11 protein-coding genes and 1 pseudogene are annotated in these 18,017 nt (G+C 69.8%); 6 read left to right on the forward strand and 6 right to left on the reverse strand.

From position 1 onward, the window contains the following. Positions 1-37: 37 nt before the first annotated feature. The gene (dxs, locus tag EDC02_RS03680; protein ID WP_123600735.1) at positions 38-2,029 is read left to right on the forward strand and encodes a 1-deoxy-D-xylulose-5-phosphate synthase; all 1,992 of its coding nucleotides are present in this window, start codon (positions 38-40) and stop codon (positions 2,027-2,029) included. Positions 2,030-2,159: 130 nt separating this feature from the next. On the opposite strand, the pseudogene EDC02_RS03685 reads toward dxs, so the two are convergent. After that, a pseudogene (locus tag EDC02_RS03685) lies at positions 2,160-3,866 on the reverse strand (IS1182 family transposase). 271 nt (positions 3,867-4,137) lie between these two features. Next, on the reverse strand, positions 4,138-6,564 hold the full coding sequence (locus EDC02_RS03690; RefSeq protein ID WP_233605715.1) for a non-reducing end alpha-L-arabinofuranosidase family hydrolase: 2,427 nt from the start codon (positions 6,562-6,564) through the stop codon (positions 4,138-4,140). A gap of 769 nt (positions 6,565-7,333) precedes the next feature. Between EDC02_RS03690 and EDC02_RS03695 the strand changes: the two genes are divergently transcribed. From EDC02_RS03695 to EDC02_RS03705, 3 genes are all read left to right on the forward strand, one after another. Next, positions 7,334-8,020: a response regulator transcription factor gene (locus EDC02_RS03695; protein ID WP_123600737.1), complete on the forward strand. Its 687-nt coding sequence runs from the start codon at positions 7,334-7,336 to the stop codon at positions 8,018-8,020. A gap of 74 nt (positions 8,021-8,094) precedes the next feature. Beyond that, positions 8,095-9,264, forward strand: a complete 1,170-nt coding sequence (locus EDC02_RS03700) for a cell wall metabolism sensor histidine kinase WalK (RefSeq protein WP_123600738.1) — start codon at positions 8,095-8,097, stop codon at positions 9,262-9,264. 417 nt (positions 9,265-9,681) lie between these two features. Then, the gene (locus EDC02_RS03705; RefSeq protein WP_199757490.1) at positions 9,682-10,086 is read left to right on the forward strand and encodes a DUF6342 family protein; all 405 of its coding nucleotides are present in this window, start codon (positions 9,682-9,684) and stop codon (positions 10,084-10,086) included. Here the strand turns inward: EDC02_RS03705 and EDC02_RS03710 are convergent. Together EDC02_RS03710 and EDC02_RS03715 are read right to left on the reverse strand one after the other, a co-directional pair. Then, complete coding sequence (locus EDC02_RS03710; RefSeq protein WP_370461416.1) at positions 10,075-12,141, reverse strand: 3-hydroxyacyl-CoA dehydrogenase NAD-binding domain-containing protein; 2,067 nt, start codon at positions 12,139-12,141, stop codon at positions 10,075-10,077. The two genes, EDC02_RS03705 and EDC02_RS03710, sit on opposite strands and share 12 nt — an antisense overlap. Continuing rightward, positions 12,141-13,352 (reverse strand): thiolase family protein, encoded by a 1,212-nt coding sequence (locus tag EDC02_RS03715; RefSeq protein ID WP_123600739.1) that lies wholly within the window; start codon positions 13,350-13,352, stop codon positions 12,141-12,143. Before EDC02_RS03715 ends, EDC02_RS03710 begins: the two co-directional genes overlap by 1 nt. 262 nt (positions 13,353-13,614) lie before the next feature. Between EDC02_RS03715 and galE the strand changes: the two genes are divergently transcribed. Then, positions 13,615-14,616 carry a UDP-glucose 4-epimerase GalE gene (galE, locus tag EDC02_RS03720; protein WP_123600740.1) on the forward strand — a complete coding sequence of 334 codons (1,002 nt, stop codon included), beginning with the start codon at positions 13,615-13,617 and terminating at the stop codon, positions 14,614-14,616. Between the two features lie 35 nt (positions 14,617-14,651). On the opposite strand, the gene EDC02_RS03725 is transcribed toward galE, so the two are convergent. After that, a complete protein-coding gene (locus EDC02_RS03725; RefSeq protein ID WP_123600741.1) occupies positions 14,652-15,974 on the reverse strand; it encodes an HRDC domain-containing protein in 1,323 nt (440 codons plus the stop codon). A 229-nt stretch (positions 15,975-16,203) separates the two neighbouring features. On the opposite strand from EDC02_RS03725, the gene EDC02_RS03730 reads away from it, so the two are divergent. Next, positions 16,204-17,271, forward strand: coding sequence for a S1C family serine protease (locus tag EDC02_RS03730; RefSeq protein ID WP_123600742.1), 1,068 nt, complete (start codon positions 16,204-16,206; stop codon positions 17,269-17,271). A gap of 5 nt (positions 17,272-17,276) precedes the next feature. On the opposite strand, the gene EDC02_RS03735 is transcribed toward EDC02_RS03730, so the two are convergent. Beyond that, the gene (locus EDC02_RS03735) at positions 17,277-17,852 is read right to left on the reverse strand and encodes a DUF3000 domain-containing protein (RefSeq protein ID WP_123600743.1); all 576 of its coding nucleotides are present in this window, start codon (positions 17,850-17,852) and stop codon (positions 17,277-17,279) included. Between the last annotated feature and the right edge of the window lie 165 nt (positions 17,853-18,017).

Consider the following 18,017-nt stretch of genomic DNA (forward strand, 5'->3'; position numbering starts at 1 on the left):
CCGCACATCGGCGCGCGCCGGGCAGTTGGGAGCGAAATTGAGCCAGGTAGAGGCAGGATCCGACGGCCGCTTGCTGGCCACCGTCCGCACACCTCAGGACGTCAAGCGGCTCTCCGCCGACGAGTTGGCGGTGCTGTCCGCCGAGATCCGTGACTTCCTGGTCGCCAAGGTGTCCCGCACCGGCGGGCACCTGGGACCCAACCTCGGTGTGGTGGAGCTGACCATCGCCATGCACCGGGTCTTCGACTCACCTCGGGACCGGTTCCTGTTCGACACCGGTCACCAGGCGTACGTGCACAAGATTCTGACCGGCCGGCAGGCCGCCTTCGACCAGCTCCGCCAGCGCGGTGGCCTGTCCGGCTATCCGAGTCAGGCCGAGAGCGAGCACGACCTGATCGAGAACTCGCACGCCTCCACCGCGTTGTCCTATGCGGATGGTCTGGCCAAGGCGTACGCGTTGCGCGGCGAGGCGCGCAGCGTGGTCGCCGTCGTCGGCGACGGGGCGCTGACCGGCGGCATGTGCTGGGAGGCGCTGAACAACATCGCCGGTGCCCGCAACCCGCTGGTCATCGTGGTCAACGACAACGGCCGGTCGTACGCGCCGACCATCGGTGGTCTGGCCGACCACCTGGCGGCGCTGCGGCTCAACCCGGGCTACGAGAAGGTCCTCGACCTGGTCAAGGACACTCTCGGTGCCACCCCGATGGTCGGCCGACCGATGTACGAGGTGCTGCACGCGGTCAAGAAGGGCATCAAGGACGCGGTCGCGCCGCAGACCATGTTCGAGGATCTCGGCATCAAGTACGTCGGCCCGATCGACGGGCACGATCTGGCCGCCGTCGAGTCGGCGCTGCACCGGGCCAAGACCTTCGGCGCGCCGGTGATCGTGCACGTCGTCACCCGCAAGGGGTACGGCTACCGCCCGGCCGAGGACGACGAGGCCGACTGCCTGCACGGTCCGAGCAGCGCTTTCGATGTGGAGACCGGCAAGCTGCTGGCCGCCCCGGCGGTGAAATGGACCCATGTCTTCGCCGACGAGTTGGTGTCGGTCGCCGACGAGCGGCCCGACATCGTCGGGATCACCGCCGCGATGGCCGAGCCGACCGGCATCGCGTCGCTGGCCCGCAAGTACCCGCACCGGGTGTACGACGTCGGTATCGCCGAGCAGCACGCCACCACCTCGGCCGCCGGGCTGGCGATGGGTGGACTGCACCCGGTCGTCGCGGTCTACGCGACCTTCCTCAACCGGGCGTTCGACCAGGTGCTGCTGGACGTGGCGATGCACAAGCTGCCGGTGACATTCGTGCTGGACCGGGCCGGGGTGACCGGCCCGGACGGGCCCAGCCACTACGGCATCTGGGACATGTCGGTCTTCGGGGTGGTGCCGGGGCTGCGGATCGCCGCCCCCCGGGACGCGGCGACCCTGCGTGAGGAGCTGCGCGAGGCGGTGGCGGTCGACGACGGCCCGACCCTGGTGCGCTTCCCGACCGGTTCGGTCGCCGCCGACCTGCCGGCGGTGCGCCGGGTCGGCGGGGTGGACGTGCTGGTCGAGTCCGGCCGGCGCGACGTGCTGCTGGTCGCCGTCGGCGCGTTTGGACACCTCGGTGTCGACGTGGCGGCCCGGGTCGCCGAGCAGGGCTACGGGGTGACCGTTGCCGACCCACGCTGGGTCCGTCCGGTCGCCGCCGAGCTGGTCGAGCTCGCCGCCGCACACCGCCTGGTGGTCACCGTCGAGGACGGGGTACGCACCGGCGGTGTCGGGGACGCCGTCGCCAAGGCGCTGCGCGATGCCGACGTGCCGGTGCCGCTGCGTGATCTCGGCGTACCGACCGACTGGCATCCGCACGGCAGCCGGGCGCAGATCCTCGCCGATCTGCGGCTGACCGCGCAGGACGTGGCGCGCGACGTGACCGGCTGGATCTCCGGGCTGGACGATCCGGACAACGATCCGCCGGCCAGCACGGGCTTCGTCGGTGACGTTTCCGTCGAGCGGTCCGCGACCCGTCGTGGTGCCGGCCGGCGCGGCTGAGCGTCGAGCCGCTCGCGCACCGGTTCTCGCGAGCTCGGTCTGACGAAGCATGACGGCGAGGGAACCCGCATGACCCTCACCCGGCCGGTTTTGACGGTCATGCGGACCCTGATGGCTTATTCGGTGTAGGTCAGGCGGCGAGGGTGAAGTCGAGGCGTTGGAGGTGTGTTGTCCGGGTGCGGTCGAGGGGGTGTCCGGTCCAGTAGCTGTCGAGGCGGATGATGTTGATCGCGGTGGCCGTGAGGGTGTGTTCGAGTCTGGTCTTGGGCAGGCCTCGGTAACGGGCGGTACGGATCCCGGTGACATGGGTGCTTGGCGCATGGTGCCCTCGACTCCGGCGCGGACGGCGTAGCGGGCCTTCCACTCGGAGGTGTTCTGCTGGATGCGGGCAGCGGTGAGGGCTTCGTGTAGGTCACGGGGGTGGATGGTGATCTGGCGGCGGGTGCCTCGGGTGCATTCCTGGCGGGTGGGGCAGGGCTGGCAGACGCTCTTCGGCCAGGACACCACGATGGTGTCGGTGTCGCGTTGTCGGCAGGGTGACCAGCTTGTGCTGGTGTTGCCCTGGGGACAGACGCCGTGGCGGGTGTCGAAGTCGAAGGTGAACGCCGCTTTGTCGTAGCCTCGCCCGGCGCGGGCCTGCGCGGACGGGTCGATCAGCATCGGGGAGGTCAGGGTGATCCCGTGCCGGCGGGCGGCGGGCGGCGGTGATCTCGGCGGACGGGTATCCGGAGTCGACGAGGTGCTCGGCGGGAGTCAGTGCCTTGTCGGCCAGTCGCTGGTGGATGATGGCGGTCATGGCCGAGTCCGGGACGGTCGCGGTGGTGGTGGCCACGTTCGTGATCAGGTTCGGGTGTTCTCCGCGTCCGGTTTCCCGGCCGGTGGTGCCGGTCGGTGGGTCGCAGGTCTCGGTGAAGTGGACCTTGTAGCCGCCCCAGCCGGTGTCGCGTTTGACGCTGTATCGGGCGTCCGGGTCGTATGGGGAGATGAGGCGGTCTCTGCCGGGCGGGACACCGTCCCCGTCCGGGGCGTGTTCCCGCCGTCGCGCCTCCTGTCCGGCGCCGTCGGTGTCGCGGTAGAACTGCTGGATCCAGATCAGGCGTAACGTCTGTGTCGCTGGGATCTGTGCCAGCCATTCCGGTGCGTCCGGGTGGTGCGCCGCGTCGAGCAGGTGGTAGCCGTCGATGCCGTAGCGGACCGTCAACTCGTCACGTCTGGTCTGGCTCTCGGGCAGGCGTAGGTTGTCGACGCGGGTGCCGTAGACGCCGGTCCAGGAATCGTCGATGACCGAGGTGAGCCAGTGCGGTGCCGCCGCGGCGAGGGCTTCCAACGCCGCCCGTAGTGTCTCTCCGGCCAGTTCGAGGCGGTTGAGGTCGCGGATCGCGCCGAGTACGTGGGTGGAATCGGTGCGTTGGCGGCCCCGGGCCTTGACCAGTCCGAGCCCGGCCAGGCGTCGCAGCAGGGCGTCCAGGGCCAGGCTGGTCAGGTCACCGGCGACCAGCCGGTCCCGGAACTCCGACAGGACGGTGGGGTCGAAACCCGGATCGTCGAGTTCCAGACCGAGGGCGTATTTCCAGGTGATTCGGTCCCGGACCGCGTCGGCGGCCTGACGGTCGGTCAGGTTCTCCGAGAACTGCAACACGCTGGCGGTCATCAACTGTGCCGGGGAGATCCCCGGCCGTCCCCGGAGCCCGAACGCCGCCGAGAACCGGGCGTCCTCGTACACCTGGCCGAGTTCGTCACGGATCCGCGTCGCCAGGTTCCCTTTCCGGAACGCCGCCCGCGCCATCCGCGCGGTCTGCTCCGGAACGTCTGGCCACGGCCTCGGTTGCATCGACATGACCACAACAACCCTACTGACCCACCGAAGGAGACGGGTACACGGCCGAATAAGCCATCAGGGTCCATGCGGGTTCCCTCGACAGCCGCGCCTGCGGATCCCAGCGACCGGCTGTCGTTCGGGGCTGATCCGCTTCGCCTCATCGACTCGACACGCCGACGCCGAGTCAGCTGACCCGTATCCGATTACGCCCACCGTGCGGCATGACGGGCGGGCCCGGCGTGGATGCCGGGCCCGCCCGTCATGCTGTGGTGTGGTGTGGTGTGGTGGGTCAGCGTTGCAGGGTGAGGACGCCGGGGCGGTAGGGCAGGAGGCCGTAGTCGCCGCCGGAGTTGGGGGAGCGTCCTTGGTAGAGGAGTTGGAGGTTGCAGGGGTCGATGGTCATGGTCTGGTCGGCGTTGGTGCGGATGAGTTCGCCGTGGCTGATGTCGTTGGTCCAGGTGGCGCCGCTGTTGGCGCGGCCGGCGAAGGGGTTGTTTTCGCTGGTGGCTTGGGGGGTCCAGGTGCCGCCGAGGTTGGTGGCGGTGAAGGAGCGGAAGTAGCGGCCCTGGGAGCCGATGGCTTCGACGATCATGAGGTAGCGCTGTTGGCCTTGGAGTTTGTAGACCTGGACGCCTTCGAAGAGGTTGTTGGTGGTGTCGGTCATGATGGTGGTGTAGTTGGAGCCGAAGCTGGCGGGGAAGTTGCCGATGGGCATGCTGGCGCGGTAGATGCGGCCGTTGTCGCCGGCGAAGAAGAGGTACATGTTCTGGTCGTCGCCGATGAGTGCCTGGTCGATGGGTCCGGTGCCGGAGTTGCTGATGCTGCCGGTGAAGAGGGTCTGGTGGGCGGACCAGCTGTTGACGTCGGCCGGGTTGGTGGAGGTGCGGTAGGAGAAGGCGGGGCCGCCCCATTGGTAGGCGAGGATCCAGATGTTGCGGGGGGCGAAGTAGAACAGCGACGGTGCGACGGCGGAGAAGGGCATGGCGTTCTGGCTGGCGGAGCCCATCTGGTTCCAGTTGGAGAAGAGGCCGAAGTTCATGGAGCCCCAGCTGGTGCCGTAGTCGTGGTTGGTGGCGTAGACGAGGTGTTGGCCGTTGTAGGGGGCGTGGGTGAAGTCCTTCAACGACACCCAGCCGGAGCGGGGTTGGGCGAGTGCTCCGGTGGAGGTCCAGCGGTACGTCGACGGCAGATTGCAGGTCGGCGGTGCGGTGGTCGGTGGCGGGGTCGTCGGCGGCGCGGTGGTCGGCGGAGCGGTGGTCGGGTTGGGGTTCGGATTGCCGCCGACCCGGATCAACTGCCACTGCTGATTGGCGCCGCCCCAGTCGTCGTACTGCACCACGGCGCCACCGTCGGCGGTCGACGCGCCCTGTACCTCGAGGGCCTTGTTGCTGTGTCGGCTGATCAGCCGGATGTAGCCGCCATCGGAGTTGGCTACCCGCCACTGCTGGTTGGTGCCGTTGAGGTCGCTCCACTGCACGATGGCCGCGCCGTTGGCGGTCGACCAGTTGTAGACGTCGAGCACCTTGCCTGAATGCCGGGCACGTAGCCGGTAGTAGCCACCGCCGGAGTCGACGAACTGCCACTGCTGGTTGTTCCCACCCGACCTGGCGTACTGCTGAATGCAGGCGTTGTCAGCGGTGGACACCCCGCAGACGTCCAGCGCCTTGCCGCTGTTGCGGTTCACCACCTCGTAGTACGCGCTCGGGTCGATCGGTCCGTTCGGTGGTGGCGTGGTCGGCGGTGCGGTGGTCGGCGGTGCGGTGGTCGGTACCGGGGTGGCGCTGTTCAGTGCGGAGAGGGTGGCGTCGTACGCCTGCTTTTTGTTGCCGTTGTTGTCGAACAGTAGTGGGGTGCCGTAGCTGCGCCAGGAGTCGCTGTCGCGGATGCCCCAGACGGTGATGCCGGTGCAGCGGGCGATGGCGAGGCAGTCGTTGACGACGCCGCGGAAGGCGTTGGCCTGGCTGCTGCCGGAGCCTTCGATGTCGAGTTCGGTGATCTGTACGTCGACGCCGAGGGCGGCGAAGCTGGACAGGGTGGTGCGGTAGTTCGAGGGGTAGGGGGACTGGGAGTTGAAGTGTGACTGCAGGCCGACGCAGTCGATGGGTACGCCGCGTTGTTTGAAGTCGCGGACGAGGTTGTAGGCGGCCTGGGTCTTGGCCCAGGACCAGTTGTCGATGTTGTAGTCGTTGTAGCAGAGTTTGGCGTCGGGGTCGGCGGCGCGGGCGGCGCGGAAGGCGGCTTCGATCCAGTCGTTGCCGGTGCGTTGGAGGTTGGAGTTGCGGCGGGCGCCGGAGTTGCCGTCTTCGAAGGCTTCGTTGACGACGTCCCAGGAGTGGATCTTGCCTCGGTAGTAGGAGGCGACGCGGGTGACGTGGTTGAGCATGGCCTGGCGGAGGGCGTTGCCTTCCATGCTCTGCATCCAGCCGGGTTGCTGGGAGTGCCAGGCGAGGGTGTGGCCGCGGACGGCCATGCCGCGGGAGAGGGCGTGGTTGACGATCCGGTCGCCGTTGGTGAAGTTGAACTGGTTCTGTTGTGGTTCGGTGGCGTCGAGTTTCATCTCGTTTTCGGCGGTGACGCTGTTGAACTCCCGGTTGAGGATGTTCACGTAGGTCGAGTCGCCGAGTTTGTTGGCGGCGACGGCGGTGCCGAAGTAGCGGCCGGACTGGGCCGCGGCCGCCCCCAGGGTGCTTTCGGCCGCGCTGGCGAGATTCGGCATCAACGACACGGTCAGGACTACGACAAGTGCGGCGATGCCGGATGCCCAGAGCGTTCGGAACCGACGTCGGGCAGGACGGGTCTGGGAGATCATGCTGATCCTCCGACAGGGAAGTAGGACAATGTGTCACTCCTCAGGTACGAGCTGGCCAGCGGCGATGCGTATCCGTGGCCAGCAGGGGACGGTTGGTGACGCTGATTGGACGGCCGGCCACCCCGGTAGCGACGGAGAGTGCCGACCTCTGCCGGCGTCGGGCACCTGAGCACGTTGGTGAGTCGGCGCGGGCGTTCGGGCGCCTCGGTGCTGAGGCGCCAAGCCGATGAATCGGGCATATCCGCATTCTTTTGAACATGTCCTCCAAGGGCAGATGGGTGTTAGCGTTAACACACCAATCGATGTATCTAGATTTTCAGAAACTTCCGGTGTTGGCAAGCGGTAGTTTCCGGCCGTGACTGCTCGTGGTCGCGGTGGACAGTCGGTGGCCGTTCGAGATGGCGGCGGAGGTGGCCGGCTCGTCTCGCGGCCCCGTTATCGCCGATACGTCGCCGACCCAACCGTCGTCTCGCGAGTCCAACGCACCTTGACGAACCACTCGAGTTACCGGAAATGTTGCGGACAGTGCTTTCATGGTGACCGGTGGGTCGTGGGTGCCGGGATCGGTGCCCAGCGTCGACGGGCGACTCGACTAGTTTGTGATTCATCCCGCCGCTTCACGCAGGCTTAACGCGGGCCTGCGCAGGGTGGGACCGGACGGGTACAGGAGGTCGCGGTGCGGGTACTGGTGGTCGAGGACGAGCGCAACCTCGCCGACGCGATCGTCCGTGGGTTGCGTCGGCAGGGCATGGCGGTCGACGTGGCGTACGACGGCTCCGCCGGACACGAGATGGCCTTCGTGACCCGCTACGACGTGGTGGTGCTCGACCGCGACCTGCCCGGCGTGCACGGTGACCAGATCTGCGCGGACCTGGTCAGTTCCGGCGCTCTCACCCGGGTGCTGATGCTGACCGCCAGCGGCACCGTCGCCGACCGGGTCGAAGGTCTGCAGTTGGGCGCCGACGACTACCTGCCGAAGCCGTTCGCGTTCACCGAGCTCGTCGCCCGGGTGCAGGCCCTCGGCCGGCGGGCCACCCCGGCGGCCCCGCCGGTGCTGACCGTCGCCGACCTGACCGTCGACCCCGCCCGCCGGGTGGCCACCCGGGACGGCCAGCCGGTCGATCTCACCCGCAAGGAGTTCGGCGTGTTGGAGGAGCTGGTCAAGGCGCGCGGCGCGGTGGTGTCCAGCGAGGAGCTGCTGGAGCGGGTCTGGGACGCCAACACCGATCCGTTCACCACCACCGTACGGGTGACGGTGATGACGCTGCGCCGCAAGCTCGGGGAACCCCCGCTGATCGAGACCGTGGTCGGGGCCGGGTACCGCGTGACCGGGCCGGAGCCGCGTGACGAGGCGTACCAGTGAACCGGCTGCCCGGATCTGCTGCCCCGGCGGCGTCGGCGGTGGACCCGAGGCGTCGACGCTGGCCGACGCTGCGTATGCCCCGGCCGACCCTGCGGCTGCGGCTCACTCTGTTCAACGCCGTCCTGCTGGTCGGCTCGCTGGCCGTCTTCATACTGCTCGCCTGGCTGCTGGTCACCGACGCGCTGCGACCGGCGGACCAGCTCGTGCCGGGGACCACCGTGGTGCTCGCCGACGGTCGCGAGATGGACGCGGCAGCCTGGCAGGACGGGATCGTCGAGCGGGCGTCCCGTGAGCTGCTGGCCAAGGCGTTGGTCGCGCTGCTGGCGATCAGCGTGGTCGGGGTGGTCGGTGCGTACGCCGTCGTCGGCCGGGCGCTGCGTCCACTGCAGCAGGTGACGTCGACCGCCCGGCGGCTCGGCGAACAGACCCTGGACCAGCGGATCGGCTACTCCGGCACCGGTGACGAGGTGGCTGAGCTCGCCGCGACCTTCGACGACATGCTGGACCGGCTCAGCGCGTCGTTCGAGGCCCAGAAGCGGTTCGTCGCCAACGCCTCGCACGAGCTGCGTACCCCGCTGGCGGTGATGCGCACCGAGATCGACGTGACGATGGCCGACGATACCGCCGATCTGGCCGAGTACCGGCGGATGGCGACGGTGGTCCGGGACGCCTCGGAGCGGGCCAACGGGCTGTTCGACGCGTTGCTGGTGCTGGCCAGCAGCGAGGCGCAGTCCGGGCGGCGGCTGGTCCGTAAGGTGCCCCGGGACCTGGCCGAGGGGGTCTGTGCGGCGTTGTCGGCCGTGCAGGCCGAGACCCGCCGGCTGAAGCTGGACGTCCGTACCGCCCTGGACCCGGCGGTGGTGATCGGCGACCCCAGCCTGCTGGACCGGTTGGCCGGCAATCTGATCGAGAACGCGGTGCGCTACAACCACCTGCACGGTCGGCTGTGGGCGCGGACCGGCAGCCACGGGTCGCACGTCTACCTGCTGGTCGGCAACACCGGCTTCGAGGTGGACCAGGCCGACGTGCCGGGCCTGTTCGAGCCGTTCCGCCGGGGTGGCCGGGAACGGACCGGGGCGCGCGGCTCCGGCCTGGGCCTGTCGATCGTACGGGCGGTGGCCGACGCGCACGGCGGTACGGTGTCCGCCGTGTCCCAACCCGGGGGCGGCCTTGAAGTCACCTTGATGTTGCCCGCTGCTGACACGCCACTGCCGGTGGCCGCCTCGCCGGTACGTCGGAACTGACTGCCCACTGCGCCCTGACCTTCCGGGCCCACCCGCGAGGCGGGGTGTCAGCAATGTTTCATTTGACCACCATCGGTTTGACTTTGGTCCCGATAACTAGGTTTTGCCGGAACCGATTATATGAATCATCCTCTCGAATTAACAGGTGTTGCGAGGCTGGCCAGTCATTTTGGGGCGAAGTGGTCGGTTCGTGGGGGTTGGGTGTCGTGGAAATTGCATTAAGGTGAAGGTGTTGGTCGGCTTTGCTGACAAATTTTGTGTCTAGCCAACGGGGTTGTGGTTGTCATACCATTGAATTGGCGCCGGATCGGGTGGGGGAAATTGGTCGCGTCGATGGCTGAGGTGCATCGACTCCGATGCGGTTGTCCAGTTGGGTTGACCTACCGGAGGGATTCCGGGCAAACGAAAGGAGATCCGATGCCCGACGTCGATCTTGGACTCGCAACGGATTGGGACGAGGGTGACACCCCCGGGCGCATCCGGCTCCGGCAGAACCAGGTCTACGATCACTCGCCCAAAAAGGATGTCGTGATCAGTTCGCCGGTCAGTATCGAGCTCTCGGTCAACACGAACTATTCGACCTCGCAGGAAGCGGACAAGATCTTCTTCACCACCCATTACGGAAGTGAAAAGAAGATCATCGCAGTTCTCGACTCGCGGGGGGGACCTGTACATCGCCGGCCGGGTGATCGAGGGTCAGACGAACTTGTCCTACAAGTAGGTCTGGAATCTGTCCTGCATGTAGGCAAGCCTGAGGCGAAAAACGGGATGTCGAGCCGAACTTCGGCCTCGACATCCCGTTCCGTTTTGTCAATCGGCTGAGCCGCTGGCCACCCCGGCGGGCAGGAACCGGCGGCCGGTGACCCGCTGCGAGGTGCCGGTCCGGTCCAGGTACGGGGTGATCCCGCCGAGGTGGAACGGCCATCCCGCGCCGAGGATCAGGCACAGGTCGATGTCCTGCGGTTCGGCGACCACACCCTCGTCGAGCATCAGCCGGGCCTCCTGCGCCAACGCGTCGAGGGCCCGTTGCCGGACCTGCTCGTCGGTCAACGGCTGCGACCCGACTTCCAGCAGCTTGCCGATCTCGGGGTTGATCTCGTCGTCCACCATCAGCGGCAGCCCGGACTCGGCGATCCGCCGCAGGTTGTCGCTGACCGTGAACCGGTCCGGGTACGCGGCGTGCAACGTACCGCCGACATGGTGGGCCACCGGCGGGCCGACCAGCTGCAGCAGGGCCAGCGGCCGCATCGGCAGGCCGAGCGGATCCAGCGCGGCGTCGGCGACCTCCGGCGGGGTGCCGGCGTCCACCGCCGCGAAGATCTCGCCGAGGAACCGGGTCAGCAGCCGGTTTACCACGAAGGCCGGGGCGTCCGACACCAGCACGCAGGATTTGCGCAGCTGCTTGCCGACGGCGAACGCGGTGGCCAGGGCCGCATCGTCGGTCCGCTCCCCGCGGACGATCTCCAGCAGCGGCAGGACGGCGACCGGGTTGAAGAAGTGAAAGCCGACCACCCGTTCGGGGTGGGCCAGGTCAGCGGCCATGTCGGAGACCGACAGCGACGAGGTGTTGGTGGCCAGGATCGTCTCGGGGCCGACGATCGCCTCGACCTCGGCCCACACCTGCTTCTTGACCTTGAGGTCCTCGAAGACGGCCTCGATGACGAAATCGGCGTCGGCGAAGGCGCTCTTGTCGACCGACCCGCTCACCAGCGCCAGCAGCTTCGCCGCCGTGCCGGTGTCCATCCGGCCCTTGCCGACCTGCTTCTCGATCTCGGAGTGCACGTAGCTCAGCCCGGCGTCCACCCGGGCCTGGTCCAGGTCGGTGAGCACCACCGGCACCTGCAGCCGGCGGGCGAACAGCAGCGCCAACTGGGAAGCCATCAGCCCGGCCCCGACGACGCCGACCTTGGTGACCGGCCGGGCCAGGTCCGCCGAGGGGGCGCCGGCCGGCCGCTTGGCGCGCCGTTGGACCAGGTCGAACGCGTACAGCCCGCTGCGCAGCTCCTCGGACAGGATCAGGTCGGCGAGGGCCTCGTCCTCGGCGGCCGTGCCATCGGCGAACGGGGTCTCCTTGGCCAGCGTGAGCAGGTCGAGGGCCCGGTAGGCGGCCGGTACCGCGCCGTGCAACCGCTGGTCGAGCAGTTGGCGGGCGAAGTAGAGCACCCCGTCCCACATGTCCCGGTCGACCTCCGGGCGGTCGACGGTGACCTCGCCGGTGACCACACCGGCCGCCCACTGCAGGGACCGCTCCAGGAAGTCGGCCGGTTCGAGCAGCACGTCGGCGATGCCCATCTCTGCGGCCTGCTTCGGCTTGAGCATCTTGTTCTGGGTCAACGGGTTCTGGATGATCACCTGTGCGGCGGCCGGGATGCCGATCAGGTTCGGCAGCAACTGGGTGCCTCCCCAGCCCGGCACCAGACCGAGGGACACCTCCGGCAGGGCCAGCGGACCGGCTCCGCCGGACAGCGTCCGGTAGTGGCAGTGCAGGGCGAGTTCCAGCCCGCCACCCATCGCGGCACCGTTGACGAACGCGAAGGTCGGCATCGCGCTGTCGCGCAGCCGGGCGAAGATCCGGTGGCCCGTCCGGCCGATCTCCAGCGCCTGCTCACGGTCGACGAGCTGCGGCATCGCGGTGAGGTCGGCGCCGACGCAGAAGACGTACGGCTTGCCGGTGACCGCCACGAAGGCCGGCTCGCCAGCCAGCGCCTCGGTGATCGCCGCGTCCAGGCCGGCCAGCCCGGCCGGCCCGAGGGTGTTGGGTTTGCGGTGGTCCAGGCCGTTGTCCAGGGTGATCAGCGCGGCGGGCCGGTCCAGTCCGGGTACGTTCACCTGCCGGACCAGCGCCCGGGTGACCACCTCGTCGGGGTTGTGCAGCATCAGTTCTCGTCTCCCTGCTGTGCCGGGCCGGTCCAGGCCGGGTTCTCCCAGATGACCGAGCCGCCCATGCCGATGCCGATGCACATCGCGGTCAGCCCGTAGCGCACCTCGGGATGTTCGGCGAACTGCCGGGCCAGCTGGGTCATCAGCCGTACGCCGGAGGAGGCCAGCGGGTGCCCGATGGCGATGGCGCCACCCCACGGGTTGACCCGCGGGTAGTCGGCGTCGATGCCGAAGTGGTCGAGGAAGGCCAACACCTGGACGGCGAACGCCTCGTTCAGCTCGAACAGGCCGATGTCGTCGATGCCCAGCCCGGCCAGCCGCAGCGCCTTCTCGGTGGCCGGGATCGGGCCGACGCCCATCACCTCCGGTTCGACGCCGACGAAGCCGTACGAGACCAGCCGCATCGCCACCGGCAGACCCAGGTCGCGGGCCACGTCCTCGGCGGCGATCACGCTGGCGGTCGCGCCGTCGTTGAGCCCGGCGGCGTTGCCGGCGGTGACCCGGCCGTGTGGCCGGAACGGGGTCTTGAGGGTGGCCAGCTTCTCCAGCGAGGTCTCCCGGGGGGCCTCGTCGACGACTGCCAGCCCCCAGCCGGTCTCCGGGTCGCGGACCGCGACCGGGACCAGGTCGGGCTGCAGCTTGCCGTTGGCGTACGCCTTGGCGGTCTTGACCTGGGAGGCGAGGGCGAAGGCGTCGGCGCGTGCCTTGGTGATGCCGGGCAGCCGGTCGTGCAGGTTCTCCGCGGTCGCGCCCATGATCAGCGCGGACGGGTCGACCAGCTTCTCGGCCAGGATGCGTGGGTTGGGGTCGACGCCTTCGCCCATCGGGTGCCGGCCCATGTGTTCGACGCCGCCGGCGATGGCCACGTCGTAGGCGCCCATCGCGACGCCGCCGGCTACCGAGGTGACCGCGGTCATCGCGCCGGCGCACATCCGGTCGATGGCGAAGCCGGGCACCGTCTTGGGTAGCCCGGCCAGCAGCGCGGCGGTGCGACCGATGGTGAGCCCCTGGTCCCCGGTCTGGGTGGTCGCCGCGATGGCTACCTCCTCGACCCGGTCGGGGGGCAGTTGCGGATTGCGCCGCAGCAGTTCGCGGATGCAGCGGATGACGAGGTCGTCGGCACGGGTGTGGGCGTACATCCCGCCGGCCTTGCCGAACGGGGTACGGACGCCGTCGACAAAGACGACGTCCCGGACTTCACGCGGCACGATAGGGCCTCCTTGCCGGCCTGGGTACGCGGGGCAGACCTTCATGCTACTTGTCGGTAACAATTGTCGGCCGGTGGCCCTGGTGTGGCCCGGGACACACCAGGGCCACCGGCGGGGGTCGCCTCCGCCGGTTCGGTGCGATCCGGCTCCGGTACCGTGACTGTCAATCGTGCGCCACCGCCCGCACCGGACATTCGCGACCCGCCGGACGGGCGACCGACGACCAACCCCAGACGGACGACAACCCAACAGAGGAGACACGGTGAAGGTTCTGATCGCCGGAGGCGCGGGCTTCATCGGCAGTACGATCGCCTCCGCCTGCCTCGACGACGGCATCGAGCCGGTGGTGCTGGACAACCTGAGCACCGGGCGGATCGAGTTCACCCGCGACCGGATCTTCTACCAGGGCGACATCGCCGACGGCGCACTGATCGACCGGATCTTCGCCGAACACCCGGACATCAGCGCGGTGGTGCACGCCGCGGCGCTGATCGTGGTGCCCGAATCGGTCGCCGAACCGCTGCGCTACTACCGGGAGAACGTCGCGAAGTCGATCGACTTCATCGACCACGTGGCCCGCAACGGAGCCGAGCGGTACCTGTTCAGCTCCTCGGCGTCGATCTACCGGCCGGGTGAGGACTTCTCCGTCGACGAGTCCTCGCCGCTCGAGCCGACCAGCCCGTACGCGCGGACCAAGGCGGTGATGGAGATGCTGCTCGCCGACTGCGCCGCCGCCATGCCGCTGCGGGCACTGTCGCTGCGCTACTTCAACCCGATCGGCGCCGACCCGCAGCTGCGTACCGGCCTGCAGATCCGCCAGCCCACCCACGTCCTCGGCAAGCTGATCACCGCCGTGCAGACCGGGGCCGAGTTCACCATCACCGGGGTCGACTGGCCCACCCGCGACGGCTCGGGAATCCGCGACTACATCCACGTCTGGGACCTGGCCCGGGCGCACGTGCAGGCGCTGCGCCACTTCGACGAGATCCTGCCGGTCGGCGCCGACCGTCGCTACGAGGTGCTCAACCTCGGCACCGGCGACGGCACCACGGTGCGTGAGTTCGTCGAGGCCTTCCGCTCGGTGGTCGACCAGCCGCTGCGGGTCCGGGACACCGGGCCCCGCCCCGGTGACGCCGCCGGCTCGTACACCCGCAGCGTCCGGGCGCGTCGGCTACTCGACTGGAAGCCCGAGCTGTCCATCGCCGACGGGATCCGGCACTCGCTGGCCTGGTCGGCGCGGCGGGACCAGGTGCTCGACGACTGAGCGAGCGACCCGCCGCGGCGGCCTACTGCGGCGGCCTACTGCGGCGGGTCCCGCAGCGCGGCGCTCAGCTCCGCCACGATCAACGACACCTGCCAGGTGCGGGCACCGAACCCCTGCAACGTCGCCGCCACCGACTCGTCGGTGATCTCCTCGGGCGGAGTCCAGGCGAGTCGGCGGACCGAGTCCGGCGCGATCAGGTTCTCCGGTGGCAGCAGGTTCGCCGCGGCCGTCCGGATCACCACCTCCCGGCAACGGGCCAGCCGTGCCGCGGCCGCCGGGTCCCGTTCCGCCCAGCGGTGCGGCGGGGGAGGGCCGTCGACCGGGGGCGTGGTCGGCAGGGCGTCGTCGGGCAGGGCGCGGGCGATGTCCAGTGCGTCCAGCCAGATTCGCGCCAACCGCCGGACCGAGCGTCCGTTGAAACCAGGCAACGCCAGCAGGGCCCGCTCGTCCCGGGGGTCGAGTTCGGCCGCCGCGATGACCGCCGAATCCGGCAGCACCCGGCCCGGTGCCGAATCGCGGCGGGCGGCGACGTCGTCTCGGGCCTGCCACAGCGCGCGTACCCGGGCCTGGGCCCGCGCTCCGCGTACCCGATGGATGCCGGAGGTCCGCCGCCACGGCTCCGGCCGCACCCGGGTCGGCTGGCTGCCCCAGGCGACCAGGGCGGCGAACTCCTCAGCCGCCCACTGCTGCTTGCCCTGGCGTTCCAACTCCAGAGCGAGTACGTCCCGCAGCTCGACCAGCAGTTCGACGTCGAGCGCCGCATAGGTCAGCCACGACTCCGGTAGCGGGCGGGTCGACCAGTCGGCGGCGGAGTGATGCTTCTCCAGCGAGAAGCCGAGCAGCGCCTCGGTCAGCGCGGCCAGCCCCACCCGCTCGTAGCCGGCCAGCCGGGCGGCCAACTCGGTGTCGAACAACCGGCGTGGGCGCAGCCCGACATCGGCCAGGCAGGGCAGATCCTGGCTGGCGGCGTGCAGCACCCATTCGGCATCGGCGATCGCGGCGTCGAGCGTGCCCAGCTCCGGCAGCGGCAGCGGGTCGATCAACGCCGTACCGGCACCCGCCCGGCGCAACTGCACCAGATAGGCACGTTGGGTGTAGCGGTATCCGGAGGCGCGTTCGGCGTCGATGGCGACCGGACCGGAGCCGGCAGCGAACCGGGCGACGGCCTCGGCGAGAGCGTCGTCGTCGGCCACCGGTGCAGGGGTGCCGTCGCGGGGAGCGGTCAGCGCAACGGGCCCGCCGGGCGGGGAGTCGGACCCCACGACATCGGACGCCGGCGGCTGCGCCAGCGGGTGGTGCGGCTCGCTCCCTGCTGGGCGTTGCGCGGTCCGACGGCGCAGGGGGGATTCGTCGGTCACCTGACAACCCTAGTGCCCGGCCTGCCGCCGGCCGCACGAGGTGTCACCGGCGCGTCGGCTGCGGGCCGGTCGAGTTGACCGGCGACACCCCGGTGATGTGTCCAACGGGTGGCAATCGTGTGATCACCGGGCGAGAGGTGACGACAAACACCGTACTGCCCGGTACGGTCGTTACGCCGCTCAGCGGCAGGTGGGCCGGCTGCCGCGTTGAAGGAGAGGCTGCCACGAGATGACCAGTGGGTACGACGATCCGCGCTCCGTCGCTGTGCCGGACATCCCCGGTCCGCGGCACGCCGCACCGGAGGCGCAGGCGCTGCCGGCGGCCGGCGCCGCCGACAACGCTTACGCCGCCGAGGACGCTTACGCCGCCGAGGACGCTTACCCGGCCGAGGAAGCTCATGCCGTCAGCGAGCCGCCCCCTGCTCCCGACCTGTCGACGTCCTGGTCGCCGGCCAAGGCGACCTCGGACCGTCCGGGCTCGTGGGCGCCGCCGGCCGACCAACTCCGCCGGGTCACCCCGGTCCGGCGGGGATGGCCAGGGGCGACCGCGCTGCTGCTGGTCCTGCTCCTGGCCGGCCTGGCGGGTTTCCAGACGTACCAGATCCGCCAGTTGACCACCCGACTGGCCGAGGTCGACCAGCGGCTGGCCCGGGCGCAGGGCGCCGACGCCGACCGCTTCGAGTTGGTCGAGGCGCGCGCCGCCGAGTTGGAACGGCAGGTCGGTGCGGCCTTCGACCCGGAGGCGATCGCCACGGCGGTGCTGCCCAGCGTCTTCCGGGTCAGTGCCGGACGGTTCACCGGCACGGCCTTCGCGGTGGGCGAGTCAGCCGGCGGCGGCACCGACCTGCTGACCAACTACCACGTCGTCGAGCCCAGCTATCTGGCCGGCAATCGGCGCGTCTTTCTGGAGCGCGACGGTGAACGGATCGAGGCGGCGGTCGTCGCGGTGGACGAGGACAGCGACGTGGCGCAGCTGCGGACCGACCGTTCCTTCCCCGGCCTGCCGCCAGCTCCCGACGAGGTCAAGTCCGGCCAGCAGATCGTAGTCGTCGGGGCACCGCTCGGGCTCGTCGACTCGGTGACCACCGGGGTGGTCAGCGCGTTGCGGGACGCCGACGACAGCGCCGGCCCGGTCATCCAGTTCGACGCTCCGATCAACCCCGGCAACTCCGGCGGGCCGGTGATCAACAGCAGCAAGCAGGTGGTGGGCATCGCCACCGCGAAGGCGCGCGACGCCGAGGGGATCGGGTTGGCTGTGCCGATCCGTACCGCCTGCGACGTGTTCGAGATCTGCTGATCGCGTCAGGCGGTGCCGGCCGGCCGCCGCCCGCCCGGCAGCACCGTCACCCCCGGCGGTGGCAGGCCGGCGGTCGACGCCAGCAGGTCACACCAGGCCCTCAGGTGCGCGTCGAGCCCGGTGGTCGACGGCGTCCACGAGGCACGGATCTCGATGTCGCCGCCCGCAGGCGGGCCGGCCAGCTCGCCGAACCGGGTGGAGCAGGTCTGGGTCACCGTGCCGCCCAGCGCGCCGTAGGCGGCCCCGTGGGCGTCCAACGCATCGGTCAACCAGGTCCAGCCGACGGTCGGCAGCAGCGGGTCCGCGACCAGGTCGACCTCCAGGTCGGCGGTGACGTAGGTGACCAGGCGCAGGGTGCCCTGCCAGGCGTCGTGTCCGTCCGGGTCGTGCAGCAGGACCAACCGGCCGGTGGCCACCTCGTCCGAGCCGCGCAGCACCGTGGCGCTCAACGCGAACGCGTACGGGGCCAGCCGCTGGGGGGCGCCGACCTCCTCGATCTGGATCTCCTCCCGAGGGGTCACCGCGCGCAGTCCGGCGACGGCGCGGTGGAACGCCTCGGGCAACGCGGTAAGGGGGGCCATGGCCAAAAGCCTAGGCCGCGCTCCCACCAGATGGGGATCGGCGCGCCGGGGCCCAGTGGCGGTGACCGCGACGACAGCGCTTCGCCGGGCCCCGGATCGGCAGCCGCCGCCCCGATCCGATCGGGGCGGCGGCTGCCGACCTGCCGGGCAGCCGTGGCACCATTG

Origin of the sequence: Micromonospora sp. Llam0 (genome assembly GCF_003751085.1) — a bacterium.
GTDB lineage: Bacteria > Actinomycetota > Actinomycetes > Mycobacteriales > Micromonosporaceae > Micromonospora_E.

Bases quoted from the DNA above. Each gene is read 5' to 3' on its own strand.
- EDC02_RS03690 (WP_233605715.1), bottom strand. From the start codon at position 6,564: ATGCCGAATCTCGCCAGCGCGGCCGAAAGCACCCTGGGGGCGGCCGCG.
- EDC02_RS03700 (WP_123600738.1), top strand. From the start codon at position 8,095: ATGCCCCGGCCGACCCTGCGGCTGCGGCTCACTCTGTTCAACGCCGTC.
- EDC02_RS03705 (WP_199757490.1), top strand. From the start codon at position 9,682: ATGCCCGACGTCGATCTTGGACTCGCAACGGATTGGGACGAGGGTGAC.
- EDC02_RS03710 (WP_370461416.1), bottom strand. From the start codon at position 12,141: ATGCTGCACAACCCCGACGAGGTGGTCACCCGGGCGCTGGTCCGGCAG.
- EDC02_RS03730 (WP_123600742.1), top strand. From the start codon at position 16,204: ATGACCAGTGGGTACGACGATCCGCGCTCCGTCGCTGTGCCGGACATC.
- EDC02_RS03735 (WP_123600743.1), bottom strand. From the start codon at position 17,852: ATGGCCCCCCTTACCGCGTTGCCCGAGGCGTTCCACCGCGCCGTCGCC.